This is a genomic window from Chitinophaga horti, from assembly GCF_022867795.2.
Classification (GTDB): domain Bacteria; phylum Bacteroidota; class Bacteroidia; order Chitinophagales; family Chitinophagaceae; genus Chitinophaga; species Chitinophaga horti.
In genome coordinates this window covers 4,006,555-4,031,657 of the sequence record NZ_CP107006.1, presented here as the reverse complement: position 1 = coordinate 4,031,657, position 25,103 = coordinate 4,006,555, and the positions used below count along the sequence as shown (strand labels likewise).

24 protein-coding genes and 2 tRNA genes are annotated in these 25,103 nt (G+C 50.4%); 12 read left to right on the top strand and 14 right to left on the bottom strand.

Going from position 1 to position 25,103, the window contains the following annotated elements; translation table 11 throughout:
• Positions 1–120: 120 nt before the first annotated feature.
• Positions 121–1,335 (bottom strand): ADP-forming succinate--CoA ligase subunit beta, encoded by a 1,215-nt coding sequence (gene sucC / locus MKQ68_RS16280; protein WP_264280036.1) that lies wholly within the window; start codon positions 1,333–1,335, stop codon positions 121–123.
• 159 nt (positions 1,336–1,494) lie between these two features.
• Here sucC and MKQ68_RS16275 point away from each other — a divergent pair, with 159 nt between their 5' ends.
• From MKQ68_RS16275 to MKQ68_RS16250, 6 genes are all read left to right on the top strand, one after another.
• Entirely contained in the window at positions 1,495–2,316 is an 822-nt protein-coding gene (locus tag MKQ68_RS16275) for a purine-nucleoside phosphorylase (RefSeq protein WP_264280035.1), read from the top strand.
• A 44-nt stretch (positions 2,317–2,360) separates the two neighbouring features.
• The gene (locus MKQ68_RS16270) at positions 2,361–4,304 is read left to right on the top strand and encodes a putative porin (protein ID WP_264280034.1); all 1,944 of its coding nucleotides are present in this window, start codon (positions 2,361–2,363) and stop codon (positions 4,302–4,304) included.
• A gap of 149 nt (positions 4,305–4,453) precedes the next feature.
• Positions 4,454–4,849, top strand: coding sequence for an HYC_CC_PP family protein (locus tag MKQ68_RS16265; RefSeq protein ID WP_244840518.1), 396 nt, complete (start codon positions 4,454–4,456; stop codon positions 4,847–4,849).
• Between the two features lie 88 nt (positions 4,850–4,937).
• Positions 4,938–5,477 carry a heavy-metal-associated domain-containing protein gene (locus MKQ68_RS16260; protein ID WP_264280033.1) on the top strand — a complete coding sequence of 180 codons (540 nt, stop codon included), beginning with the start codon at positions 4,938–4,940 and terminating at the stop codon, positions 5,475–5,477.
• A gap of 9 nt (positions 5,478–5,486) precedes the next feature.
• Complete coding sequence (locus tag MKQ68_RS16255) at positions 5,487–6,347, top strand: hypothetical protein (RefSeq protein ID WP_264280032.1); 861 nt, start codon at positions 5,487–5,489, stop codon at positions 6,345–6,347.
• Between the two features lie 243 nt (positions 6,348–6,590).
• Entirely contained in the window at positions 6,591–8,243 is a 1,653-nt protein-coding gene (locus MKQ68_RS16250; RefSeq protein ID WP_264280031.1) for a L,D-transpeptidase family protein, read from the top strand.
• Positions 8,244–8,387: 144 nt separating this feature from the next.
• Here MKQ68_RS16250 and MKQ68_RS16245 read toward each other — a convergent pair whose 3' ends face one another.
• The gene (locus MKQ68_RS16245) at positions 8,388–9,335 is read right to left on the bottom strand and encodes a hypothetical protein (RefSeq protein ID WP_264280030.1); all 948 of its coding nucleotides are present in this window, start codon (positions 9,333–9,335) and stop codon (positions 8,388–8,390) included.
• A 132-nt stretch (positions 9,336–9,467) separates the two neighbouring features.
• Between MKQ68_RS16245 and MKQ68_RS16240 the strand changes: the two genes are divergently transcribed.
• Genes MKQ68_RS16240 through MKQ68_RS16230 form a run of 3 tightly spaced genes read left to right on the top strand, consistent with a single transcriptional unit; the run spans position 9,468 to position 12,446 of the window.
• Positions 9,468–10,127 (top strand): metal-dependent transcriptional regulator, encoded by a 660-nt coding sequence (locus MKQ68_RS16240; RefSeq protein ID WP_264280029.1) that lies wholly within the window; start codon positions 9,468–9,470, stop codon positions 10,125–10,127.
• A gap of 41 nt (positions 10,128–10,168) precedes the next feature.
• Positions 10,169–12,049 carry an Nramp family divalent metal transporter gene (locus tag MKQ68_RS16235; RefSeq protein ID WP_264280028.1) on the top strand — a complete coding sequence of 627 codons (1,881 nt, stop codon included), beginning with the start codon at positions 10,169–10,171 and terminating at the stop codon, positions 12,047–12,049.
• A 7-nt stretch (positions 12,050–12,056) separates the two neighbouring features.
• Positions 12,057–12,446 (top strand): thioesterase family protein, encoded by a 390-nt coding sequence (locus MKQ68_RS16230; RefSeq protein ID WP_264280027.1) that lies wholly within the window; start codon positions 12,057–12,059, stop codon positions 12,444–12,446.
• Position 12,447: 1 nt separating this feature from the next.
• Here the strand turns inward: MKQ68_RS16230 and MKQ68_RS16225 are convergent, their stop codons facing one another.
• The 6 genes from MKQ68_RS16225 to MKQ68_RS16200 all read right to left on the bottom strand — a co-directional run bounded on the left by MKQ68_RS16225 (position 12,448) and on the right by MKQ68_RS16200 (position 16,684).
• Positions 12,448–13,185, bottom strand: a complete 738-nt coding sequence (locus tag MKQ68_RS16225; RefSeq protein WP_264280026.1) for a LytR/AlgR family response regulator transcription factor — start codon at positions 13,183–13,185, stop codon at positions 12,448–12,450.
• Positions 13,182–13,856 carry a sensor histidine kinase gene (locus MKQ68_RS16220; RefSeq protein ID WP_264280025.1) on the bottom strand — a complete coding sequence of 225 codons (675 nt, stop codon included), beginning with the start codon at positions 13,854–13,856 and terminating at the stop codon, positions 13,182–13,184. The genes MKQ68_RS16225 and MKQ68_RS16220 overlap by 4 nt, the downstream gene beginning before the upstream one ends.
• Positions 13,835–14,227, bottom strand: coding sequence for a hypothetical protein (locus MKQ68_RS16215; protein WP_264280024.1), 393 nt, complete (start codon positions 14,225–14,227; stop codon positions 13,835–13,837). Before MKQ68_RS16215 ends, MKQ68_RS16220 begins: the two co-directional genes overlap by 22 nt.
• A 17-nt stretch (positions 14,228–14,244) precedes the next feature.
• Positions 14,245–14,598, bottom strand: coding sequence for a DUF4288 domain-containing protein (locus MKQ68_RS16210; RefSeq protein ID WP_244840504.1), 354 nt, complete (start codon positions 14,596–14,598; stop codon positions 14,245–14,247).
• A 48-nt stretch (positions 14,599–14,646) separates the two neighbouring features.
• Complete coding sequence (locus MKQ68_RS16205) at positions 14,647–15,348, bottom strand: LiaF transmembrane domain-containing protein (RefSeq protein WP_244840503.1); 702 nt, start codon at positions 15,346–15,348, stop codon at positions 14,647–14,649.
• Between the two features lie 757 nt (positions 15,349–16,105).
• The gene (locus MKQ68_RS16200) at positions 16,106–16,684 is read right to left on the bottom strand and encodes an SGNH/GDSL hydrolase family protein (RefSeq protein WP_264280023.1); all 579 of its coding nucleotides are present in this window, start codon (positions 16,682–16,684) and stop codon (positions 16,106–16,108) included.
• Positions 16,685–16,836: 152 nt separating this feature from the next.
• On the opposite strand from MKQ68_RS16200, the gene icd reads away from it, so the two are divergent.
• Both icd and MKQ68_RS16190 read left to right on the top strand, forming a co-directional pair.
• The gene (gene icd / locus MKQ68_RS16195) at positions 16,837–18,102 is read left to right on the top strand and encodes an NADP-dependent isocitrate dehydrogenase (RefSeq protein ID WP_264280022.1); all 1,266 of its coding nucleotides are present in this window, start codon (positions 16,837–16,839) and stop codon (positions 18,100–18,102) included.
• Positions 18,103–18,253: 151 nt separating this feature from the next.
• Positions 18,254–19,483: an NADP-dependent isocitrate dehydrogenase gene (locus MKQ68_RS16190; RefSeq protein ID WP_264280021.1), complete on the top strand. Its 1,230-nt coding sequence runs from the start codon at positions 18,254–18,256 to the stop codon at positions 19,481–19,483.
• A 140-nt stretch (positions 19,484–19,623) separates the two neighbouring features.
• On the opposite strand, the gene aat is transcribed toward MKQ68_RS16190, so the two are convergent.
• Positions 19,624–20,268 carry a leucyl/phenylalanyl-tRNA--protein transferase gene (gene aat, locus MKQ68_RS16185; protein WP_264280020.1) on the bottom strand — a complete coding sequence of 215 codons (645 nt, stop codon included), beginning with the start codon at positions 20,266–20,268 and terminating at the stop codon, positions 19,624–19,626.
• 1 nt (position 20,269) lies between these two features.
• Positions 20,270–20,578: an ATP-dependent Clp protease adaptor ClpS gene (locus tag MKQ68_RS16180; protein ID WP_264280019.1), complete on the bottom strand. Its 309-nt coding sequence runs from the start codon at positions 20,576–20,578 to the stop codon at positions 20,270–20,272.
• Between the two features lie 148 nt (positions 20,579–20,726).
• On the opposite strand from MKQ68_RS16180, the gene MKQ68_RS16175 reads away from it, so the two are divergent.
• Complete coding sequence (locus MKQ68_RS16175; RefSeq protein ID WP_264280018.1) at positions 20,727–22,883, top strand: cation:proton antiporter; 2,157 nt, start codon at positions 20,727–20,729, stop codon at positions 22,881–22,883.
• Here the strand turns inward: MKQ68_RS16175 and MKQ68_RS16170 are convergent.
• The 4 genes from MKQ68_RS16170 to mtaB all read right to left on the bottom strand — a co-directional run bounded on the left by MKQ68_RS16170 (position 22,877) and on the right by mtaB (position 25,034).
• Positions 22,877–23,284 carry a DoxX family protein gene (locus MKQ68_RS16170; RefSeq protein WP_244840497.1) on the bottom strand — a complete coding sequence of 136 codons (408 nt, stop codon included), beginning with the start codon at positions 23,282–23,284 and terminating at the stop codon, positions 22,877–22,879. The two genes, MKQ68_RS16175 and MKQ68_RS16170, sit on opposite strands and share 7 nt — an antisense overlap.
• Before the next feature lie 120 nt (positions 23,285–23,404).
• Positions 23,405–23,479, bottom strand: a tRNA-Val gene (locus tag MKQ68_RS16165).
• A 46-nt stretch (positions 23,480–23,525) separates the two neighbouring features.
• Positions 23,526–23,600 (bottom strand) — tRNA-Val (locus MKQ68_RS16160).
• Positions 23,601–23,756: 156 nt separating this feature from the next.
• On the bottom strand, positions 23,757–25,034 hold the full coding sequence (mtaB, locus tag MKQ68_RS16155; RefSeq protein ID WP_264280017.1) for a tRNA (N(6)-L-threonylcarbamoyladenosine(37)-C(2))-methylthiotransferase MtaB: 1,278 nt from the start codon (positions 25,032–25,034) through the stop codon (positions 23,757–23,759).
• Between the last annotated feature and the right edge of the window lie 69 nt (positions 25,035–25,103).

Below are 25,103 nucleotides of genomic sequence, written 5' to 3'. Positions count from 1 at the left end.
AAACAGTAAATAATAAAGGCAGGATGGATGTTCCGAAGATAGGGAAAAAACGTGGATCAGGGGAAAAGAAAACGCCGCAGGAAGTCCTGCGGCGTTCGTTTATCGTTTGGCGTAAGAAGCTTACGCAGTCACTGCTTTGTTTACCAGTGCAGCCGCCTCGCTCAGGAGGATGGCAGACTGTACTTTCAGACCGCTTTCTTCGATCAGCGCTTTCGCTTCGGCAGCGTTGGTACCCTGCAGGCGAACGATGATAGGTACGTTGATGTTACCGATAGACTGGTAAGCATCGATTACACCCTGCGCAACACGGTCGCAACGAACGATACCACCAAAGATGTTGATGAGGATCGCTTTTACTTTCGGATCTTTCAGGATGATACGGAAGCCGGCTTCTACAGTTTGTGCGTTGGCAGTACCGCCTACGTCCAGGAAGTTAGCAGGTTCGCCGCCGCTCAGTTTGATCATGTCCATAGTAGCCATGGCCAGACCAGCGCCGTTTACCATACAACCTACGTTACCGTCGAGTTTCACGTAGTTCAGGTTGAATTTGCTCGCTTCTACTTCTGTAGGATCTTCCTCGGTGATGTCGCGGAGCGCTTCCAGGTCGGCATGGCGCATCAGGGCGTTATCATCCAGGTTCATTTTACAGTCAACCGCGATAATTTTCTCGTCGCTGGTTTTGAACAGCGGGTTGATTTCCAGCATCGCGCAATCCAGTCCAACGTAAGCGTTATACAGGCTGGTTACGAATTTCACCATGTTTTTGAACGCCTCACCGCTTAAACCGAAGTTGAAAGCGATTTTACGTGCCTGGAAACCTTGGAGCGGACCACCTGGGTGTACCCACTCTTTGAATATTTTATCAGGTGTGTTGTGGGCCACTTCTTCAATGTCCATACCACCTTCGGTAGAATACATAATTACGTTCTGACCTTTCGCTCTGTCGAGCAGGATAGAGAGGTAAAACTCTTTTACGGGGTTAGCGCCGGGATAGTAAACGTCCTGTGCAACCAGTACTTTATTTACTACTTTACCCGCTTCGCCGGTCTGGATGGTTACCAGTGTACCGCCCAATATATTGCCTGCGATCTTTTTAACGTCTTCGGAATTTTTACCTACCGCTACACCACGTTGCTCTGTGCCTCTTACTTTACCTTTACCACGGCCACCTGCGTGGATCTGGGCTTTTACTACCGCAAATTCGTTACCGAACTGCACCTTCAATTGCTTGTAAGCTTCTGCCGCTGCTTCCGGGGTATCTACAGGGATACCTTCCTGTACCGGTACATTATATTTTTTCAACAGTTCTTTCGCCTGGTACTCGTGTAAGTTCATCGGACTAAATTTTGGGTGCTAAAATAGGGTATTATGCTCGAAAATCAGAACCATATTTCGGATTTAGGATTTTTAGTATGGTTTATAGGATTAACTTTGCCCGCATGCTGGCAGCAGACGCTGCGGCCGGCTACATGTTAAATTAGCGTCAACCCACATATGAGCGGAATAATACAGCAAATAAAGGAAGCGGCAGACTACATCAGGCAATTCGCCGCACAGGTGCCCGAAACAGGTATTATATTAGGTAGTGGCCTTGGCAACCTGGTAAACGATATCGACGACCGTAAGGAAATTCCTTATGGTAACATTCCGCACTTTCCTGTAGCTACCGTTGAAGGACATCATGGCAAACTGATCGTGGGTACAATTAAAGGTCGCCCGGTGGTAGCGATGGCCGGCAGGTTCCATTATTATGAAGGCTTCAGCATGCAGCAGGTTACTTTCCCGGTGCGTGTGATGAAGGAACTGGGGGTTAGTACGCTGCTCGTCAGCAATGCCGCCGGTGGTATGAACGCCGCCTTCAACGTAGGCGATCTCATGATCATCACCGATCATATCAACCTGCAACCCGAGCATCCGCTGAGGGGAAAAAATGAAAGCAGCTTCGGGCCACGTTTCCCGGATATGAGCGAGCCTTATGCGAAAACACTCGTCGCGAAAGCGAAAGAGATTGCCGCCGCTCATAACATTCCCGTACATACGGGCGTTTATGTGGGCGTGCAGGGACCCACCTTCGAAACGCGCGCCGAATACAAGTTCATGCACATCATCGGCGGCGACGCCGTGGGTATGAGCACCGTACCGGAAGTGATCGTAGCCGCCCATGCCGGACTAAAAGTGTTCGCCATGAGTGTGATCACCGACCTTGGCATCCGCGAAGAAGAGAATACCATCACACATGAAGAGGTGCTCGAAGCGGCCAATGCGGCAGAACCCAAATTAACATTGATTTTCAGGGAATTGATAGCACAATTGTAATTAGTAGCAACTTTAGGATGAGGCAATTAGGGATAATAATTCTGTTGATATTTTGCAGCCACACCCTGCTGGCCCAGTTTAACAGCGGCCGCTTTTCCGGTATGGGCAGCGGCGGAGGTACCATGCAACGCGACACCAGCCGTCACGAGCATGAGCCCGATACCCTCACGATTCGCTACCGCTACCTCGGCGAGCCTACGGACTTTATGCTCGATTCGTCACTGAACGACTGGTACCGCAGCTTTTTACGCGTGCCCAACAGCTACGTAACCCTGGGTAACAGCGGATCCGCCGCCCGTAACCTGATATTTACGCCCCGCATGACGGCCGGCTTCGATGCTGGTTTTCACGCTTACGATATTTACCGTTTCACGCACGACGATGCCCGTTTCTTCTACACCAACCGTCCGTACACGGAGCTGGGATACCTGATCGGCAACATGCAGGAGCAGTTGATCAATGCACAACACACGCAAAACCGTACGGAGCGTTTCAACTTTAACTTCGAGTTCAGGAAGGTAAGTGCGCCCGGCTTCTTCAAAAATCAGAATACAGACCATAACGGTGTACGCCTCACGGCCCGCTTCAATAGCAAGAACAAACGTTACCACGCTTTCGCCAGCTTCTATAATAACAAATTGACCGGCGGCGAAAACGGCGGCATCCCCAGCGATACCTTCTTAACCAACCCAGACTTCAAACGCCGGCGTACCATACCGGTGAACCTGGGCGGACAAGGCGGGTCCTTCTCGTTCTTCAACAATTCCATTTCTACCAAAAATACCTATAAAGAAGCGAGCATCCGCTTCCTGCACCACTACGACTGGGGCAAGGGCGATACGGTCCATGTGAACGATACCACCGATTATTATAAATATGACCCGTTCTTCCGGGTGCAGCACACGCTCACGTACACGTCGTCGCGGTACGAGTTTATCGACCAGCAGGTAGACAGTAATTTTTACAAGAACAATTACGGGTTCGATATTGCTGATACCGACACGCTGTTTGCCAGCCACTTCTGGCGAACGATCTCCAACGACCTGTCGCTCATCCAGTTCCCGGTGCGGGGCAACCTGGGGCACTTTATCAGTGCAGGGGCCAGGTTCGATCACACGATAGGGGAGTTCCTGGATACCAGTCGCAACATCTCTTTCCAGAACTTTAGTATACACGGGGAATATCGGAATAAGACGAAGAACCAGAAGTGGGACTTGTCAGCCAAAGGTGAGTTGTACCTCTTTGGCGAGAACGCCGGCGATTACGTGGTGAGTGGTACGCTCAGCCGCTACATCAATCCCATGTTAGGCAATGTGAGCCTGAGTTTCCGCAACGTAAACCGGGAACCGTCGTACGTGTACCGCTATTTCGGTACCAACCGCGTAGCCTGGGAAAGCACCGTGGATTACGGAAAGGAAAATATCACCCAGTTCCAGTTCGCGGCCAGAAACGAACGGCTGCAGTATGATCTGACCGCTAATTACTTTGTTTTCAATAAGTTCAACTACTTTTCCAACTTCGCGGAGGCACAGCAGTTCAACTCGCTGTTTAACCTGTTACAAGTAGTGTTCAGCAAACGTTTTTCCGCCAATCACCTGCATTGGTACGCCGACCTGGCCTTTCAGCAGCTGCATGGCAATTCGCCTATACAGTTACCTACCGTATGGACGCGCCACCGCTTCACTTATGAAGATGTACTCTACAAAAACCTGAACCTGGTTACCGGCCTGGAAGCCAGCTACAATACCGATTACAACGCCGATAATTATTCGCCGCTGCTTGGGCAGTTCTTCTACCAGAATACGGAGCGCATCTCCAATTACCCCGATGTGCACGCGTTTGTGCACTTCCGCATCAAGTCGTTCAACGCATTTGTACGCGGTGAGAACCTGAACACGTTCCTGTGGAAGAACAACATGTCGGCCCCGCTTTATCCGCGTAACAACTTTGCGTTCCGCCTGGGTATCCGCTGGTGGTTTGTGAACTAAATCATTGATTTAGTCATCTTTAGCAACTCTTTTCAGCCGCCGTTGTGTCACTCACTTCGGCGGCTGTTCCTTTACGCGCCATCCCGGGAACATGCGATTTCATCCGTTTAACAGATACGTTAACAGTAAAAACCCTACATTTGTACCAGATGAAGAAATTGCTCACCATATTTATCGCCGTTTTATACGTAGCCATCACGAGTGGTTTTACGGTAAACGTGCATTATTGCATGGGCAAAGTGGCATCTGTAAAACTGCATGCGGAAGACGATGACGCCTGCGGCAAATGTGGTCGTCCCGGTACAAAGGGCGCCGATTGCTGTAAGGACGTTCACAAGTTCCTGAAAGTGGACCAGTCGCACCAGGCAGCCAAAGTATTTTTCTCCCACAACGTGCTTCCGCTCGACCTGGACCTCCCGGTAGCGGTATTGCAAACGCCGGCTATTACCGTAGCCACGGCGGCGAAGTTCAGCTACCAGCAACATGCGCCGCCCCCGGTCGGTAGTCAGCCGCTCTTCCTGCGCAACTGCGTATTCCTGATCTGATTTTTTCTGCAACGTTTAATGTGTTAACGCTGCGGCTTCGGCTGCGCGTAATTGTATCCATTTACTTATCAGAAAAAATAAATCAGTCATGAAAAAAATAATCGCACTTATCAGTTTTATCGCCATCGCCTTTGGCGCCCAGGCTCAATATAAAAAAGCAGTCGTTCAGGCATCCGGCCTTACCTGCGCCATGTGTTCCCGCGCAACCCTCAAGTCGCTCGAAACCTTGCCTTTCGTTGATAAGATCGACACCGATCTGAATGCCACTTCCTTTATCCTCGTATTCAAGCCCAACGCCACCGTTGATCTCGACGCGATCAGCAAAAAGGTGGAGGATGCCGGCTTCTTCGTTGCCAAAGTGGTAGTAACGGCCGACTTTAACAAAGTGAAAGTGAGTAACGATGCTCACGTTCCTTTCGCAGGGCAGACCTTACACTTCGTAAACGTGAAAGACCAGGTGTTGCAGGGTGAAAAAGACATTACCCTGATCGACAAATCCTTCGTATCTGCCAAAGAATATAAGAAGTACAGCAGCCAGGTAAAAATGGCCTGCTACAAAACCGGTACAATGGCCGATTGCTGCAAGTCCGGTGCTACTTCCAAACGCGTGATCCATGTAACTATTTAATAGCCTCGCATGAAAAAAATCCTGATCGCGTTCTTTACCTGTGTTACCATCGCGGCACAGGCGCAGGAGCTGTACGTATCCAGTGACCCGGCTAGTAACGTGCCGGCAAAGTCGCTCGGTATGCGGCTTACCAATAAGTTTTTCAAAATGGAGCACGATGGCCGCAACGCCTTCCGCTTTGAACCGGAACTGATGTACGGCATCAATCGCCAGCTCATGGTTCGCGTTACGGGCTATATGTCTAACGCCATGCAGCAAAGCACCCGATTCGAAGGCGGGTCCGTATACGCGAAATACCGCTTCCTTTCACAGGATGAGCCGCATTCGCATTTTCGTATGGCCGCTTACGTGAAAGGGTCGGTGATCGATAATCCGTTTGTACCGGCTGCGGACGGGCAGCATAATGAGCTCAACTTCGCCAACGACGAACTGGACCTGGAAGGCAATGCCTCCGGCGTATCAGGTGGCATTATCGCTACTAAACTGGTACACAAGCTGGCCGTTTCGGGTACCCTGGGCTATAACCGCTTTACCAACAATATCAAAAACAACCTGACCGACAACTTCTCGCGTAATATGATGAATTACAGCCTGTCGTTCGGATACCTTACCCTGCCCGTTACTTACAAAAGCTACGAGCAAACCAACATGAACCTGTACGTGGAGTTCCTGGGTAAGGCGAATGTGGATAATGGGGTAAAGGGGAATTATGTAGACATTGCACCCGCCGTGCAATTCATCTTTAACAGCACCACCCGCCTCGACCTTTCCTATCGTTGGGAGCTGGCCGGCAACATGGTGCGCAACATGCCTAATTCCTTTACTGTAAGGATGGAGCATAACATTTTTAATGCCTTTAAACACAAATAACAATGGCCAAAGTGATGATGGGGATACTGCGTTTTTTACAATCGCTGTTCGTGAAGAAGAATTGTTGTAAGTAAGTTGTTGCAGCGGCCTGCCGCACAATAACACGTTAAGGCCAATAATGGGCCGGTGTACCTGTACGCCGGCCCATTTTAGTTGTATGGGTATAAAATAACATATTTCGTGCAGCACGGTATTTGCAAATGACCTACATTAGCTGCACCAACTATACAGCTGTTAACGGAAATGAAAAAAATACTCAGACACTTACCGATCGTACTCGTTTTGTTTATAACAGCCTGTGGTCACCGAAAGACTCCACCCCGGGAGAAACAGATCGTGGTGAACGAACGTGAGCTGGAAGAAGTGATCAAAGAAAATATTGCGGAACGACTGGATTATGTGGCCGGCAATGACGGCCAGATGGAAGACAGCGTGCCGGTACGAAGTGTATCCGCGCTGCAAATGAGTTACAGCCGTACAGGCAACGCCGCGCAATGGTCTAAAAGCGGTGCGGTGAGCAGTAATATGGACTCTCTCATCCGCCTCATCGGCGAGGCCGCCAACTACGGATTGGTCCCCGCACACTACCACAGCCAGGCCTTACTCGAAGGGCTCAACCAATTGAAGTCGAATAAAGAAGCGCGTAAGGACGCAGCACTGTGGGCAAAAATGGATGTGATGCTCACCGATGCGTTCTTCAAACTGGCGACACACCTGCACTACGGGGTAGCGCCCCGGGACAGCGTTACCTTCCGCACCGATTCCACGTTTTCAGATACATCCATGGTAGAAATGCTGAGCGCTGCATTGGCAGACAGGCGTGTACTGACGGTGCTGCATCAACTGGAGCCACGCCACCAGGGTTATGTTTCGCTCAGGGAAGCCCTCGTGAGCTTTCAGCAGCAATACGGCAGCCTGTCCTGGGACACCCTCCCGCAAACTTATACCGACACCGCCGACTTCCGCATGCGCCTCGCCCATCGCCTGGTACAATCGCGGCACCTGGATACGAACGGCGTCGTGATCGATACCAACGTGATCAAAACCGCGGTGAAAGCGTTCCAGAAGGAATTTAATATGTATCCTGATGGTGTAGCCGGTAAACGTACGGTGCAGGCCCTTAACCGACCTGCCAGCGACTGGGTGGCACAGGTAGCATTAAACCTCGACCGCTGGCGTAAACTGCCGGATACCATGACGCGCCGCTACATATGGGTAAACATTCCCGGCTACCGCATGGATGTGTTTGAGAACGATACCTTACAACTCAGCTCCCGCGTCATTGTAGGTACGCCCAGAACGCGAACGCCTATACTGAATAGTACAATGACGAATTTCGTACTATATCCCTACTGGCGCGTACCATACAGCATCGTGTTCAAAGAAATGCTGCCCGCCATCAAAAAAGATGTCGGTTATCTCGCATCCAAAAACCTGGAAGTCGTAGATAAAGACAACCAGGTGGTAAGTCCGGATTCGATCAACTGGAGCAAACTGGGTAAAGGTAACTTCCCTTATGTATTGCGGCAGATGGACGGGCTGGACAATTCCCTCGGCATCATGAAATTCAACTTTGCCAATAAGTACAGCGTGTACCTGCACGATACCAATAACCGCCGCCTGTTCAACAATGCCTTTCGCTCCCTCAGCCACGGCTGCGTACGGGTGCAGCAGTGGGATAGCCTGGCGCATTACCTCGTTCGCAACGACCCGAAGTCGCACGACAGCATCCGTGTTTGGTTAGATCGCGGGGAGAAAAAAGCAATACCGCTGACGAACCGCATTGCTATCTATCTCCGTTACTTTACTGCGGAAGGAATAGAGGGGAAGATGCAGTTCTATGATGATATTTATGGGGAGGATAAAGTGATGAGGAAGTACCTGGGGTATAAATAAAAGCAGATTGCAGCATAGGAAGCTGTTGCCGGTGCTTCGCGAGACATCCATATGGCACCTGTCTCTGAATATCATCTTTACCAGCGCGCTGGGTTTATACATTAAAAAAGCCGCCTCGTCAGAGTGCGGCCTTTTTCATTATTATTAGGCTTTCTTTTTCTTCGGTTCCTTCTTCTTCACAAAACTACCTTCGAACATACATTTAATCCCCCGGTACGCCCCACACCCCGTTTCACTGATGCTTACCCTGCCGGCGGAGAATTTAAACTCCAGGATACATTCACTGTTCTTATCACGGAACTGACCCGTATTGGCTCCGGTGAACCTTGCAGTGCCATCCAGCTCGCCGTGACAGGCACCCTTATCCTTCGAAAAGGAAATAAAGAAAAGGAACTCCTTCGCCGTTTCGCCGTCGCGGATAGATACCAGGTTGCTTTCGCCGGAAGTGTAGTCGCCGGACACTTTGTGCGTGCGCGGCAACGTATCGATCGGGTTGTATAATCCACCGCTGCCCGGGTCGGTGGAGTTGGTCATAATGAGGGCAATGTTGCCATCCGGGTAGGCACCATAGGTATCTTCCCGGTTAGCGGTATAATTAGTGCTGCGTTTTTCAGCGGTGTTCACCTTAATGTTATAACGGTTGTCGATATTGGTGGTGATCTCTTTTGTATTACCTGGCTTTACCTGTCCGGCCAGCAGCCTGTTAAGGAAAGCGCCTTTGGGTGTAAAGAGGCAGATGTAAGCTACGCTGGACGATTTGCCCGCCGCCTTTACCAGGACGTAATGCAGATCGTCTGTTTTAAAATAGGCCAGTGGGTAGATGCGCGGCTTTTCTTTCTGGAATACGCCCGCAGTCAGCGTATCGGGCAGGAACTGGGCCGCTACTTTGGGTTTGAGGGCCAGGGAATCTGCCGTTTTCTCTTTTAACGTTTCGATGGAAACTTTATAAGGCAGCTTCGCCGCAGGAAACAGTTCGCTGAATTCCGCGAAGGTGAGCGGACGGTCCTCGTCTCCCGGTTTTTTTGATTTGTCTTTACAGGAGGCTAAAAATAAGCCTGCCATGATCACTAACAGGATGCGGATTCTGCTCATAATTTGTCGCTAATTGGCTGGAAAAGTAACATTATTCTTTTTGATTATCATCTACCCACACAAAAAATAGGCCCGCTTGTTGGATGATTCGGGCGGAATATTTAGATTTGTCTAAATTTTATTTTAGGTATTATGAATTTGACGATCGCGGAAGAGAACTATATCAAATCGATCTTTAAGCTACAGGAGGGGCAGGAGACCGTGTCGACCAACGCCATAGCGTATGAGTTGGACACGAAGCCGGCCTCGGTGACGGATATGGCCAAGAAGCTGAAGGAGAAAAAGCTCATCGATTATGAGAAGTACCGCGGCATTACGCTTACCGGCGACGGTCGCCGCATTGCGCTGCAAATCATCCGCAGGCATCGTTTATGGGAGTGTTTTTTGGTGGATAAGCTGGCCTTTAGCTGGGAAGAAGTACACGAACTGGCCGAAGAGCTGGAACATGTACGTAGTGAGAAACTGACTACCCGCCTGAGCGACTTCCTGGGTAACCCCACCACCGATCCGCATGGCGACCCTATACCGGACGCGCAGGGGCGGATGAATAAAACGAGACCGCATCACCCGCTGGACAAAGCCACGGCCAAACGCCTGGAAGTAGCGGCGGTCAACGATCAGAGCACGGCGCTGCTGGAGTTCCTGAAGGCCAAGGGTATTCGCCTGGGCACGCAGATTGAAGTGATAGAGCGCTATGAATTTGACAATTCAGTAGAAATCAAAATAAAGAACCAGCCTGCCTTTACGATCAGTGAACAGGTGGCTAAAAATATACTGGTAAGGCCGCTGTAAACGCATGGCAGCCCATCCCCGGTAAAACGATCAGAAGCATTATGAGCAGGATTCAGAACTCGGCCGCATCATTAAGCGAAGTGCATCAAAGTGTGGATACCACTAAACCCCGGTCACGCTGGCGCACACTGCTTGCATTTTTTGGTCCGGCCTATTTGGTAAGTGTGGGTTACATGGACCCCGGCAACTGGGCCACCGACCTGGCAGGTGGTAGTAAATATGGCTATTCCCTCATCTGGGTATTGTTGATGAGTAACCTCATGGCCCTGTTGCTGCAAAGCCTCAGCGCCCGCCTTGGCATTGTTCGTAACCGTGACCTGGCACAGGCCAACCGGGAAACATATCCACCCGTAGTAAACTTCTTATTGTACATATTGGCGGAAGTCGCCATTGCCGCCACGGATCTCGCCGAGGTGTTGGGTATGGCGATCGGTTTACAGCTGCTAACAGGCATTCCGCTTATGTGGGGCGTCGGTCTTACGGTGTTGGATACTTTCCTGCTGCTTGTATTACAACGTTACGGCATCCGGAAAATGGAAGCGTTCATTATCGCGCTGGTAGCCATTGTAGGCATGTCGTTCCTGGTAGAACTATTTATCTCGAAGCCGCAGATGAGCGAGGTGGTAAAGGGCTTTGTGCCCAGTTTGCCCGACGAAGCGGCCCTGTACATCGCGATCGGTATCATTGGCGCAACGGTCATGCCGCATAATCTTTACCTGCACTCCGCACTTGTACAAACGCGTAAGATCAAAAAGGATGATGCCGGCATTAAACAGGCGTTGAAGATGAACTTCGCCGATAGTGCGATCGCCCTTAACCTGGCGTTTTTCGTGAATGCAGCCATCCTTATACTGGCGGCCACGGTGTTTCATAAAGGTGGTCATACCGAGGTGGCCGATATTACCCAGGCACACCAGATGCTCGAAGGCCTGCTCGGTAGTAAACTCGCACCGATCTTATTTGCGGTGGCATTGATTGCGGCCGGACAAAGCTCCACGGTAACGGGCACACTGGCCGGACAAATTGTGATGGAAGGTTACCTCAGGCTGCGCATCAATCCCTGGTTACGCCGCCTGCTTACCCGTTTGCTCGCCATCGTTCCCGCACTGTTCGTGATCATGATTTACGGCGAAAGTGAGATCGGTGAACTGCTTGTCTTCAGCCAGGTACTCCTGAGCCTCCAGCTTGGCTTTGCCGTTATCCCACTCATTCATTTTGTGAGCGATAAAAATACCATGGGCAACTTCGCCATCGGCACCTGGACGAAAATAGCCGCCTGGATCATTACCGCCATACTTGTGTACCTCAACGTACGCATGGTGTTCGACGAAGTATACGATCTCATGACGGGCTCCGGCGGCTGGTGGGTATCTGCCCTGGTGATGTTCCTGTGTGCCGGTTTTATGGCGCTGCTCGTCATCACTATCATCTATCCTTTAATGGGCTACCGCAACCGCGATGCCTCGGTGAACATGCATACACCACAGCTCACGCTTGGTAACCTCGATCGCCCTATCTACAAACGTATTGCTCTTGCACTCGACTTCAGCAGCAGCGACGAAAAAGTACTGGCCAATGCGCTCAGCCAGGGCAACCCGGATACAGAATATATTCTCATACATATCGTGGAAAGTCCGTCTGCCCGCTATTTCGGTAATCAGTCAGACGACCACGAAACGCAGAAGGACCAGGAGCAACTGGATCTTTATCTCTCGTTATTAAAAGATAGAAATATTAAAGCGCAGGGGATATTAGGGTACAGGCATCGCGCTAAATCCATCGTAAGGATCGTACAGGAGCAACAGGCCGACCTGCTCATACTCGGCGGCCATGGGCACAAAGGCATTAAAGACTGGCTGTACGGCGAAACGGTGAATTTTGTGCGGCACTATGTAAGCATCCCGGTGCTGGTTGTTCAATAAACTGCAGATGAAAGCCATATTTCAACCAGGCGATACCAAACACTTTACGCGCCATGTGCGGGAGGAAGATTGTGCGGCGTTTGACAGCGGCGCGGTGCATCCGGTATACGCCACATTCGCACTGGCCCGCGATGCGGAATGGTGTTGCCGTTTGTTCGTACTCGAAATGAAAGAGGAGGAGGAAGAGGGCATTGGTACCAGCCTTACCGTCACCCATCATGCGCCTGCGTTAAAAGGCGCGGTGGTGGAGTTTACCGCCATGGTAAAGGCATTGTATCAGCACGAAATCATTTGTACTTATGAAGCTTATTCCAACGGCCGCCTTATTGCCAGCGGTGAACAAGGGCAAAAGGTGCTTAAAAAAGAAAAGCTGGAACGTTTATTTTCCAGCTTGTGATTTATAAACCCAATACCTCTTTCAATTTAGGATATCCCGTTTTACTTACCTGTACCTTATTGCCATCGCGTAATACAGCGAGATAAGTTTCTTTCTCGTAAGGCTCCAGTCGCGTGATCTGGCTAACGTTCAGAATATAACTGCGGTGCACGCGAATGAATTGTAGCGCATCGAGCGTTTTTTCGAAGAAGGCCATGGTCTTGTTCTTCAGGAAACTGCCTTCCTGTGTAACGATCTTCACATAATCATCCGCTGCTTCTATGTAATGAATATCAGCCATGGGGATGATCTTAATTTTACCGTTCGTTTTAACGACTATGCGGTTGTGTTGCGCGGGCATTTCACGGGCGGCGGCATCCAGTACTTCCGGCAGGGCAGCGGGGGCAGCTGTTGCATCTGCCAGCTTCTGCATCGCTTTATCGAAACGTTCGCGGGAGAAAGGTTTTAGTAAGTAATCGGCCGCACTCACTTCGAAGGCGCGCAGGGCGTATTCTTCAAACGCCGTGGTGAAAATAACGGCCGGCAGTTTTTCCACCAGTTCCAGCATTTCGAAGCCGTTGATCTTCGGCATTTGTATATCTAAAAAAATAAGATCGGGTTGATGTTGCTGGATGGCCTTTAAGCCTTCGAAGCCATCGTTACATTCCTGTAAAACGGTTACCTGTGGCCAGTTGCGAAGGTACTCCAGTACCAGTTCGCGGGCCAGCGGTTCGTCGTCTATAATTACAGCTTTGATCATTGTGATTGCGGTACTTTTATAAGCGTGGTAAAAGTAGTATCGTGAGTTTGTGTGCTTAACAGGTCGGCCCGGCCAAATAAAAGGAACAGCCTGCGTTGTATGGATGATAGTCCAAACCCGGTGCCCTTCGTCGAATGCTGCAATTCCGGATCAAACGGATTGTCGACGCTGATGAACAGCATATCGTCGGCCGTCCAGCTTTTGATGCGGATGGTAATGTCGCCGATGGTGTCGTACAATCCAAACTTGATGGCATTTTCAACGACTGGCTGCAGTAAAAGCGGCGGCAGCTGGGTGTTCAGACTTTCTTCACTACAATCAATTTCGGTGCTCAGGCGATGCCGGAACCTCACCTTTTCTATATCGAGATACCATTGCAGGTATTGAATTTCTTCTTTTAATGTGGTGGAAGCCTGGTCTTCTTTTTTGAGCGTACCCCTTAGAAAATCAGATAACTTCTGCACCATTTGCCGCGCCTCTTCTGGTCGTATACCAATGAGTGCGTTGATAGAATTAAGACTGTTGAACAGGAAATGCGGCTGCAGCTGGTGCCTGAGTTTAAACAGTTCGGCTTCGGTAGCCAGCTTTTCCGCCGTGTCTTTCTTTTCGATCGTTTCCTGCTGCGCTTTTATTTCGTACCAGAAGAAACTCAGCAGGCTGATAGCAGACAAAAAGATCCACGCGACCAGGAAACGTACCGGCAGAGAGAGGCCTTCAGCCAGTCGAGGTACAGCGGCTGATCTTTGAATAACAGGCCGCAAATGTAATAGCCGAAGTACAAACAGCCGGCGGCGAGCGTGGCGTTAACAGCAATGACGAACAGGAAGCGGCCGCTGGTAGGGCGGTAATACGCCAGGTTATGTACGATCAGCAGGGCGTCGAGCGCCAGCAGTGATACGTTCAGCCATCCGTCGACCAGGGCGGGAAGCAAACCGAATCCGAACCAGAAGTAGATCAGCGCGGTAAGGGCCAGTACGCCTGCGGTCCAGGAGATTATGAACGTAAACCGGAAAGCGGGTTGGGTTGATAATGGTTTTGCCATCTACCTGTGAAAATTTCCTACAAGTTAAGTGCTAAAACCTTTGGTACCTGCAATTGCGATGCTTTCATCTGTAAAAGCGCTACGTAGGAAGTTTCATTTTCCGGTTCTTCCACGCGGGAATAAATTTCCATTCCATCTTTCAGATCGTCCAGCGCGTACAGTTCCGGCACGTTGATAAAGCGCCATTCCACCAGTTCCTTTTTCTGGTTCAGGAACGAGTGTTGCTCCTGTTGCCCGATGGAAGCGGCTTTCTGCCAGGCTTCCTGCTTGTTGCCCGCGCTGATAAGGCGCAGCTGCTCATCGAACTGCGGCTGATGAACACCTTGTCCGCAGATGATCTGGTAAACAATTTTTGCAACGAACCAATTCATAAAATATGCTTTAATAATTTGTCACAATAAGCGCAGCCTGCGCTGCTGTTAGTTCTTAACACTTACGCCGCCAAAGGTGCAGGAGCCTTTGATGATCAGTATTTTGTCCGGGTTGATGGCCACGGGTTTGGTACGGGCATCATCCACACCGCCAAAGATCGAGCTCACGTTAATGCGTACTTCCCAATGTGGAGGTACCGTAATTTCGGAGCCGCCGAACAGGCATTGTACATCCAGTACCGCGATGCCGTTAAAGTCCGCCTGGCTCAGGTTAACCTCTGATCCGCCAAACGTGTCGGAAATGTAACCGCCCCGGAAGTTTTTGCTGAATACCACTTTCGTGCTCCCGCCAAAAAGTGAGGTATTGGCAATGTAGTCGTCTGCATTTTCACCCGGCTGCAGGATAATTTCGCGGCGTCTTCTTTCGGTCGACTGTACCACCAGGAAAATGCCTGCACATATAAAGACAAGCGGCCAGATAAAACGTGACATGCTAAAATTCCAGTCAAAAATGTCGTCTATCAGGAAAATGCTGCCGATACACACCAGGATTATCCATGCCGCGCCGGTAAAGTTTCTTTTGGCACCCAACAGAATGCCAACGGCAATCAGGACCGTCTGCCACGAAAATACCCAGTGAGGAATGTGGAGGTCTAATTGTCTCAGGAGCCAAAATGCACCTATTACCAGCAGGATCAGTCCACCCCATAAACTACTTTTTCTTTCTTGTTGACGATTATAACTGTTCATATATTTTAATTGTGCAACAAAAATATTCCGGATTATCACGCCTTACAACGCCGTTTAGGCAGGAAACCGCCCCTTTCCGGTGAAACCGGGTAAATCGCCGGTGAAATGGGAGGCGGTCGTTTTTTACCGGTGCGAGTCGCGGTCTTTGCGAGCGACGACTCGCCGTCTTTGCGAGCGAAGCGAAGCAACCGGCGTGTGTAGTCTGGGACTCGCCGCCCTTGCGAGCGACAACTCTGCGTCTTTGCGAGCGAAGCGAAGCAATCCTCGTGTGCAGTCTTCGCTCCTGTGCCCATGGCCGCACAACTGACACCAAACGAGACTAAAGCGGAGGCTCGCTTCATTTCATTCGCGATGGCGGACGGTGGCGCGCGCCAGCACAAACTTCGATAAAATACTATCACTCGACCGAGTTGCATTTTCCGGCTTTACTCCGGCTTTCAGGGAATCCTCTCCCCTTAAAGCCGCATCCATGCTGCATCCATGCTGCATCCATGCTGCTCCCTAGGTTCATCCTAGGCTTAACTTAGGCTTAACTTACGTTCAACCTAGGCTCGTGAACGTAAGTTGAACGAAGGATGAACGAAGGTTGAACCTAGGATGAACCTAGGGAGTAGGAGGGATTGTCGGAGGATGTTGGTAGGATCTTGGCCGGTAAGGCAATAGATGCACGCTGCACGACCGCCCGCCAGTGGTGCGTTACTGCAGAAGTTGGGGGAGGCCGGCTATAAAGAAAAAGACCGGTTACCCGGTCTGCTTATTATCGTTTTACAAGTGGAGCGATCGCTGCTGCCCATCGGGCGTAGTCCTTCCCGGAGGGATGCAGTCCATCGCTTGCCACCAGCGCGGGATCGGCAGTCGCTTCGCGGGTAAAGGGAGTGATGTCGATCCACTGAGCGCCATGGGCCAGGGCAATCTCTTTATTGGCGGCATTGAATGCGTCGATTTCTGCGGCGATCTGCTGCTGGTCGCGGCCGGCGGCGAAGGGGGTAACGCCCCAGTCGGGGATGGATACCACGATCACATGGTCGGCTTTGTGGCCGGCAAAGGCAATGGCCTGTTTCAGCAGGGAAGTAAACTGTTCGCGGTACTCGGGCAGGGAACGGCCGCGGTACTGGTTATTAACGCCGATAAGCAGGGTCACCAGGTCGTAAGTGGCCTGAATATCAGCCGCTTCGATGCCTGCGGCCAGTTCGTCGGTCGTCCACCCGGTAACGGCTACGATCCTGGGCTCCGCGATGTGCAGGAGCGACGCCAGTTTAGCTGGGAAGCGCTCGTCGGCAGGCACGGCCTCGCCGATGGTGTAACTATCGCCCAGGGCGAGGTAGGAAAAATTCACTTTTTTTAATGGTTTTAAGGCGGTGGAAAGAAGCACCAAAATTAACATGAAACGAGTCATCCATACAAAATTTTTATGTGATCGGGCTGGCATAAACCCTTACCTTTGCGCTGCTGTTTTAATATTCGTAAATGCATCAATAAATTGATTTTATGCCGGCAGAAAAAATAACGATGAGCAATGGACAGATTCAGGTCCCGAATCACCCTATTATTCCTTTTATCGAAGGTGATGGGATAGGTCCCGATATCTGGCGCGCAAGTGTGCGTGTATTCGACACCGCGATTGAAAAGGCGTATGGACAAGGGCGCAAAATCGAGTGGAAGGAAGTAATGGCAGGTGAAAAAAGCTTCCAGCAAACCGGTGAATGGCTGCCGGCAGACACCCTGCGCGATCTGAAAGAGTACCTCGTATCTATCAAAGGCCCCCTCAGCACCCCTGTTGGCGGCGGCATCCGCTCGCTCAACGTGGCCATGCGCCAGGAGCTGGACCTGTACGCTTGTGTTCGTCCTGTACGTTGGTTCAACAAAGTACCCTCTCCCGTTAAACATCCCGAAAAGGTGGACATGGTTATTTTCCGCGAAAATACCGAGGACATCTATGCTGGTATCGAATATATGTACGGCACTCCCGAGGCCGACAAAATGCTGAAGTTCCTGCAGGAGGAACTGGGTGTTAAAAAGATCCGCTTCCCTGAAACTTCATCCTTCGGTATTAAACCCGTTAGCCGCCAGGGTACCGAAAGGTTGGTACGCGCGGCTATCCAGTACGCGGTAGATCACAACAAACCATCTGTATCCATCGTACACAAAGGCAACATCATGAAGTTTACCGAGGGTGGCTTCAAAAACTGGGGCTACGAGCTGGCGGTACGCGAGTTTGGCGATAAGGTGTACACCTGGGAACAGTGGGAAAATACCAAGAAAGAGAAAGGCGAGGAAGAGGCGAACAAAGAAATGAAGATCGAATTGGCGCATAAGAAAATCCTGATCAACGATGTGATCGCGGACAACTTCCTCCAGCAGATATTACTGGCACCACAGGATTACTCTGTGATCGCTACCCTCAACCTTAACGGTGACTATATTTCCGACGCCCTGGCAGCAGCGGTGGGTGGTATCGGTATTGCGCCAGGCGCCAACATCAACTACGCTACCGGCCACGCGGTATTCGAAGCTACGCACGGTACGGCACCGCGTTTCGCTAACACCGATACAATGAACCCTTCTTCCGTTATCCTTTCCGGTGTAATGATGCTGGAGTATATGGGCTGGAAAGAAGCGGCAGACATTATCGTGCACGGCCTCAGCACCGCCATCATGCGTAAGCGTGTAACCATCGACTTCTACAAACTGATGGACGACGCCACGCTGGTGAAATGTAGCGAGTTTGCCGACGAGATTATCAAACATATGTAAAAACTGCTGATTAACCGGTTAAGCAATTAATTGGTGAGGAGGATCAGCAGAAAGTTTGTATTTTAGCCAATTCCGGGAACATGGCCCGCCGAACGCGTAGCCATGTTCCCGTTACTTATATCACCTTTATAAAAACCTGAAACTGTAACCAATGTCTCAAAAAATTAAAGTTGCTAATCCGGTAGTTGAACTGGATGGAGACGAGATGACACGCATCATCTGGAAGTTTATCAAAGACAAACTGATTCTGCCTTACCTGGAACTTGATATCAAATATTACGACCTGGGTGTTGAATACCGCGATCAGACGAACGACCAGGTTACTGTAGATGCCGCCAACGCTATCAAACAATACGGCGTAGGTATCAAATGTGCAACTATCACGCCCGACGAAGCCCGTGTAGAAGAATTTAAGCTGAAACAAATGTGGAAGAGCCCTAACGGCACTATCCGCAATATCCTGGACGGTACTGTGTTCCGCGAGCCTATCGTGATGAGCAATGTACCACGCCTCGTTCCTAACTGGACTGCACCGATCTGTATCGGCCGTCACGCTTTTGGCGACCAGTACCGTGCAACCGATTTCGTTGTAAAAGGTAAAGGTAAACTCACTATCAAATTTGAAGGTGAAGACGGTACTGTTATCGAGCACGAAGTTTACCAGTTCAAAGGCGACGGCGTTGCCCTGGCCATGTACAACACCGATGAGTCTATCAAAGGTTTTGCACGTGCGTGTTTCAACCAGGCGCTCATTAAAAAATGGCCGCTGTACCTGAGCACTAAAAACACCATCCTGAAAAAGTACGATGGTCGTTTCAAAGATATTTTCGAAGAGATCTACCAGCAGGAGTTCAAAGCCGAGTTCGACAAAAACGGCCTGGTGTACGAACACCGCCTGATCGACGACATGGTGGCTTCTGCACTGAAATGGAACGGTAACTTCGTATGGGCTTGTAAAAACTACGATGGCGACGTACAGTCCGACACCGTAGCGCAAGGTTTTGGCTCCCTGGGCCTCATGACTTCTACCCTGGTTACGCCTGATGGCAAAACCATGGAAGCTGAAGCTGCCCACGGTACCGTTACCCGTCACTACCGCGACCACCAGGCTGGTAAACCAACGTCTACCAACCCGATCGCTTCTATTTTCGCCTGGACCCGTGGCCTGGAATTCCGTGGCCGCCTGGACAACAACCAGGAGCTGATCAAATTCTGCCAGACTTTGGAGCAGGTTTGTATCGAAGTAGTAGAAAGCGGCAAGATGACAAAAGATCTGGCTGTTTGTATCCACGGCAACAAAGTGGAGCATGGCAAACACTTCCTGTATACTGAAGAGTTCCTGGAAGAGCTGGACAAAGCACTGAAAGCTAAGCTGCAATAGTTAATTGCGGTTGTATGATACGAAAAGGCCCCGCCGGAAGGTGGGGTCTTTTTTTATGGAGAAAATCGTCATCGTATGTTTGAGAACGCGAAGATCAGCGCGGAAGTTGGCTTCCGTGCGGTCGCCATGACGGATTGTTCCTACAAGTGATCCTCTAGTATCCCGAGGAACTCCGCTCTCGGCATAAACCGCGCTCCCAGTGACTCCAAATGCTCCGTATGCACCTGGCAGTCGATCAGCACAACCCCTTCTGTTTCGAGTTGTTTTACGAAGGTGATAAAGGCCGCTTTAGAGGCATTACTTACCCTGGCGAACATGGATTCGCCGAAGAAACAGCGGCCGATGCGCAATCCGTACAGGCCGCCTACCAGTTCGCCGTTCTGCCAGCATTCTACAGATACGGCATACCCCAGTTCATGCAGCTTTTCGTAGGCTTTCAGCATTTCTTTGGTAATCCAGGTGCCGTCCTGTCCGGGGCGCGCAATGCGGCCGCAATTGCTCATCACGGCGCTGAAGTTTTTGTTGACGGTAATCTCGAACTGGCCTTTCTTCAAGACCTGTTTCATACTGGCAGAGATCTTCAGTTCGCGGGGGAGAAGTACGAAGCGAGGGTCCGGGCACCACCAGAGAATTGGTTTTTCCGAATACCAGGGGAAAATGCCGGAACGGTAAGCCAGCAGCAGCCTTTCGGGACGAAGATCGCCGCCGTAAGCCAGCAGGCCATCTGGCTCGGCAAGTTGTACCGGGGGGAAAACCAATCTGTTATCGAGGGGGAATACCGGCATCTCAGGTAGGCACGGTTTCTTCGAGCGTAGCGCTGATGCCTCTGTCGAGCAGGGCGTCGCACATAGGACGAAGTTCTGTATAGCTGCCCATCTTCACGGCATATTTACCGTTGTGGTGAATGATGACGGCACATTGTTCAGCCTGTTCTTCAGAATGGCCGCACACTTCAATGAGGGATTTGATCACCCAGTCAAAAGAATTAACGTCATCGTTCCACACGACAAGGCTGTACGGGAATTCCTCTTCCTCCGCTACCAGCACATCTTCCCATTCTTTTGTTTTTCCGCCTGTTTGTGTTTGATGGTTCATTTTTTATTCCGGGTATTTTGTACAAAATTAAACATAATTCGGCGGGATCAAGGGAAGTGGCTGGAAATTTTTGTGCCATCTTACACAAAGGAAATTTTGTAAGTTGCATATCCGAGCTTGATTATAGAAGACAGAAAATTAACGAGTTATGATTGGAACTGTACTATTGATGGACTTCAGGCTGCCTTTGAAGGATCCTATTCCTATTTTCTCCCTGGTATTATTTATCATCCTGCTGGCGCCGATTATCCTGCGCAAGTTCCGTATTCCCAGCATCATCGGGCTCATATTGGCCGGTATGGCCATCGGCGATCACGGGTTTAAAATTATTGAAAAGGGAAGTATTGATTTATTCGGCAAGGCCGGGCTATTATACATTATGTTTCTCGCCGGCCTGGAGCTGGATATGACCGAGTTTCGCAAAAGCCGCTACCGCAGCATGGTGTTCGGCGCCTTTACGTTCTTTTTACCGTTGATATTGGGTTTCGTGGTGTGTACCTATGTGCTGCATTTTAACCTGATGGCGTCGCTGCTGGTGTCGAGCATGTTTGCTACGCATACGCTGGTGGCTTATCCGCTGGCCAGCCGGCTAGGTATTACCAAAAACGAAGCCGTGACCGTAGCCGTAGGTGGCACCATTATTACAGATACGGCGGTGCTGTTGATACTGGCGGTAATTACCGGTGCGCAGCAGGGCAACCTGAATACGGCATTCTGGCTTAGGCTGGGTATTTCGGTGAGTGTATTCGCAGTGATCATCCTTTGGGTATTTCCTGCGGTAGGACGATGGTTTTTCAGGAAGATAAAAGACGATAAAACATCTCACTTTATATTCGTACTGGCCCTGGTGTTCCTGGCTGCCTTCCTGGCCGAGCTGGCTGGTATTGAAGGCATTATTGGCGCGTTCCTCGCGGGGCTGGCATTGAATCAACTGATCCCGCATACCTCTTCGCTGATGAATCGAGTAGAGTTTGTGGGTAATGCTTTATTCATTCCTTTTTTCCTGATCAGTGTAGGCATGATCGTGGATTTACGCGTACTGCTGAAAGGCCCGGAAGCATTGATCATTGCCGGTGCTTTAACATCGATGGCGTTGTTCAGCAAGTGGCTGGCGGCGTTCTTTACGCAGCTGGCATTTAAGTATACACCGGCACAGCGTAACGTAATTTTCGGTTTGAGCAGCGCCCACGCAGCTGCTACCATCGCGGTGATCCTGATCGGTTACAACATGGGTATCGTGGATGAAAGTGTGTTAAACGGTACAGTGGTACTCATCCTCATTACCTGTATGGTGGGCTCGTTCGTTACCCAGAACGCCGGTCGTAAGCTGGCCATCATCGAATCAGAAAAGATCCCTGAAATACCGACGGGGCCGGAACGTACCCTCATTCCGCTCGCCAACTTCGAAAAGCTGGAGCCGTTACTTGATTTCTCTATGCTGATGCGTAGCGCAGGACAGCCAAGCCCTATTCATCCGCTGGTGGTGGTAAAGGATGATGAGGAAGCGCGCGAAAAGATCTTTATCAGTAACAAGATGGTGGAAAAGGCCCTCGTAAGTGCAGCCGCTACGGAAAGTAATGTGCAGCTGGTGACCCGTGTGGACCTGAACGTGGCCGATGGTATTTCCCGTACGGTGAAGGAGCTGATGGTGACAGATGTGGTGCTCGCCTGGAGCGATAAAAATACAACGACAGACCGCCTGTTCGGCACGCTGTTCGGTACTACGCTCGACAATGTGTTGCAGGGCGTTTGGGAAACCGTGTATGTTTGCCAGTTTTTATACCCTTTAAACACCTCCCGCAGGCTGGTGTTGCTCTTACCTCAGAACACGGAGTACGAGCAGGGATTTGCCCACTATATGCAGAAAATGATGTTGTTGTCCAGGCAGGCCGGAGCGAGGCTGCAGGTGTACTGTACGGGCAGCACGCAGGAGGCGGTGAACGAATTGTTACGACGCACCAAATCTACCTTTGAAATGAGCTTTCAGCGCTTCGATCATATGGAGGACCTGGCCACGCTGGCGCGCAATATTACCCGCGACGATCTGCTGGTAGTGGTTACCGCCCGCAAAGGCACGCTCTCGTACCAGGCTTATATGGAAAACCTGCCTACCCGGCTTGTTAAATACTTCAAAGACCGTAACCTCATGCTGGTGTACCCGGAACAAACGGAGGTGCAGATCAGTGAACCTGGCGTACAGGCGGAAGACCTAACCCTTTCACCGATCGAAGAACAGCTGACCAACCTGAATAAGATCGGTAAGGTGGTGAAACGCATCTTCAAAAATCCGCCGAAGCATCAGTAATCACTGGTCCTTTTGCGGGTGTCGATCGCCATGGCATTGTACTCTATGAAAAAGAGCAGCAGTGCGATGTACAGCGCGTACAACATCTGCGAGCCGGCAGCGTCCCACGCTTCGCGAAGGCAGGTGCCGAACAACAGTATCATCATCAACACAGCGCATGCCACTAACGATTGCCGGGTAAACAACCCGATGATGAGGAACATGCCCAGTGCAAATTCAATAAAGGGGAGGATGGTGGCGAACGGCGCTACCAGTGATGGGGGCATCATCGTGCCTTCGAATAGTTTGACCATCCAGTTGCGGAAGCCTTCCAGTTTGGGGAGGCGTACGAGGCCATGCCCCAGGAAGTTAATGCCAAGCGTGATACGGGCCAGTGCATAAGCAAGGTGTCGATTCGTCATGGTGGGCTTTTTAGGTTAATGGTATGTACGGAGTGGGAGCAATAATCGTGCGCAGCTGTAATGAGGGAGGAAACGACATAAAACAAAAAAGCCGTTTAGATATCATCTAAACGGCTTCAGTGGGAGTTGACGGGTTCGAACCGCCGACCCTCTGCTTGTAAGGCAGATGCTCTGAACCAGCTGAGCTAAACTCCCTCACCAATTTTCTACTTTCTAAGAACAAACACCCGAAGGTATTTTGTGGGAGTTGACGGGTTCGAACCGCCGACCCTCTGCTTGTAAGGCAGATGCTCTGAACCAGCTGAGCTAAACTCCCAAAATTTCTTTTCCCCTTTTTTCGATCGCTTTTCGTTCGTTGGGATTGCAAAGGTAGAAAAGTATTTTATTCTGCCAAATAATTTTTCAAAATCTTCTGAAATAATCTTTCTTCTTTTGATGGATGATCGCCGCTAACACTTTACAGTAAAGCGTTCTAGCGAAGCTCCCATTCCACGAGGTTGTTTACCCACTCGGTACGATAAGGTGTTGTTACCTTGATGTAGTTGTCGGTATAACCCTCCATCATTCCGTCTTTACCATGCCCTTCGAACAATACTTTACGGGTTTCACCCACATGCTGTTCGGTGAAGTATTGCATCTTTTTATGGCTCAGGTTACGAAGTGATTTATTTCTTTCATGACGGATGTTTACGGGCACCACAGGTTTAATGTCTATTGCCACGGTATTATCCCTTTCTGAATAAGTAAATACGTGCAGGTAAGAAATGTCGAGGTCGTGCAGGAACTGGTAAGTATCCTGGAAATGCGCGTCGCTTTCTGTAGGGAAGCCTACGATCACATCCACACCGATGCAGGCATGCGGCATAAATTGTTTGATCATGGCCACCTTTTCGGCGTACAGCTCGCGGCGGTACCGGCGGCGCATCAGCCCCAATATTTCATTATTACCACTTTGCAGCGGAATATGGAAGTGCGGCATAAACTTGCGGCTGTTGGCCACAAATTCGATGATCTCGTTACTCAGCAGGTTTGGTTCTATGGAAGAGATGCGGTAACGCTCGATGCCTTCCACCTTGTCCAGCTCCTGTACTAGTTCGAAAAAGCTTTCTTCGCGTTTTTTACCGCCACCTAAGCCTTTACCAAAATCGCCCAGGTTAACCCCGGTGAGTACGATCTCTTTTACGCCATTGGCCGCCAGTTCGCGGGCATTCTCCACCACATTGGCCACACTGTCGCTACGGCTGATGCCGCGCGCCATGGGAATGGTGCAGAAGGTACAGTTATAATCGCAGCCGTCCTGCACCTTCAGGAAGGTACGGGTACGGTCGTTTACGGAGTAGGAGGAGTGGAACGTGTTCACATCTTCGATGTCGCAGGAGCAGATTTTGGCGCTATCGCCTTTGGTCAGTTCCTTTATATGTTCTACGATGTTAAACTTTTCGGCGGCGCCCAGTACGAGGTCAACCCCCTCGATACTGGCAATTTCCTGTGGTTTCAACTGTGCGTAGCAGCCGGTAATCACCACCAGGCTCTCCGGCGAGCGGCGCTGGATGCGGCGTACCAGCTGGCGGCACTCCTTGTCTGCATTGTCGGTCACCGAACAGGTGTTGATTACGTACACGTCGGCCTTATCGTCAAAATCTTTTTTAACGAACCCGTCATTCTCCAGCATCCTGCCAATTGTGGAGGTCTCGGAGAAATTAAGCTTACAGCCTAGTGTATGAAATGCTACTGATTTAGCCTGTGTCATAAGGATGGCAAAGGTAGGAACTTTTTATGTCATGGCATGGTAAGGAAAAGGGCGCCACGGATCAGCCCA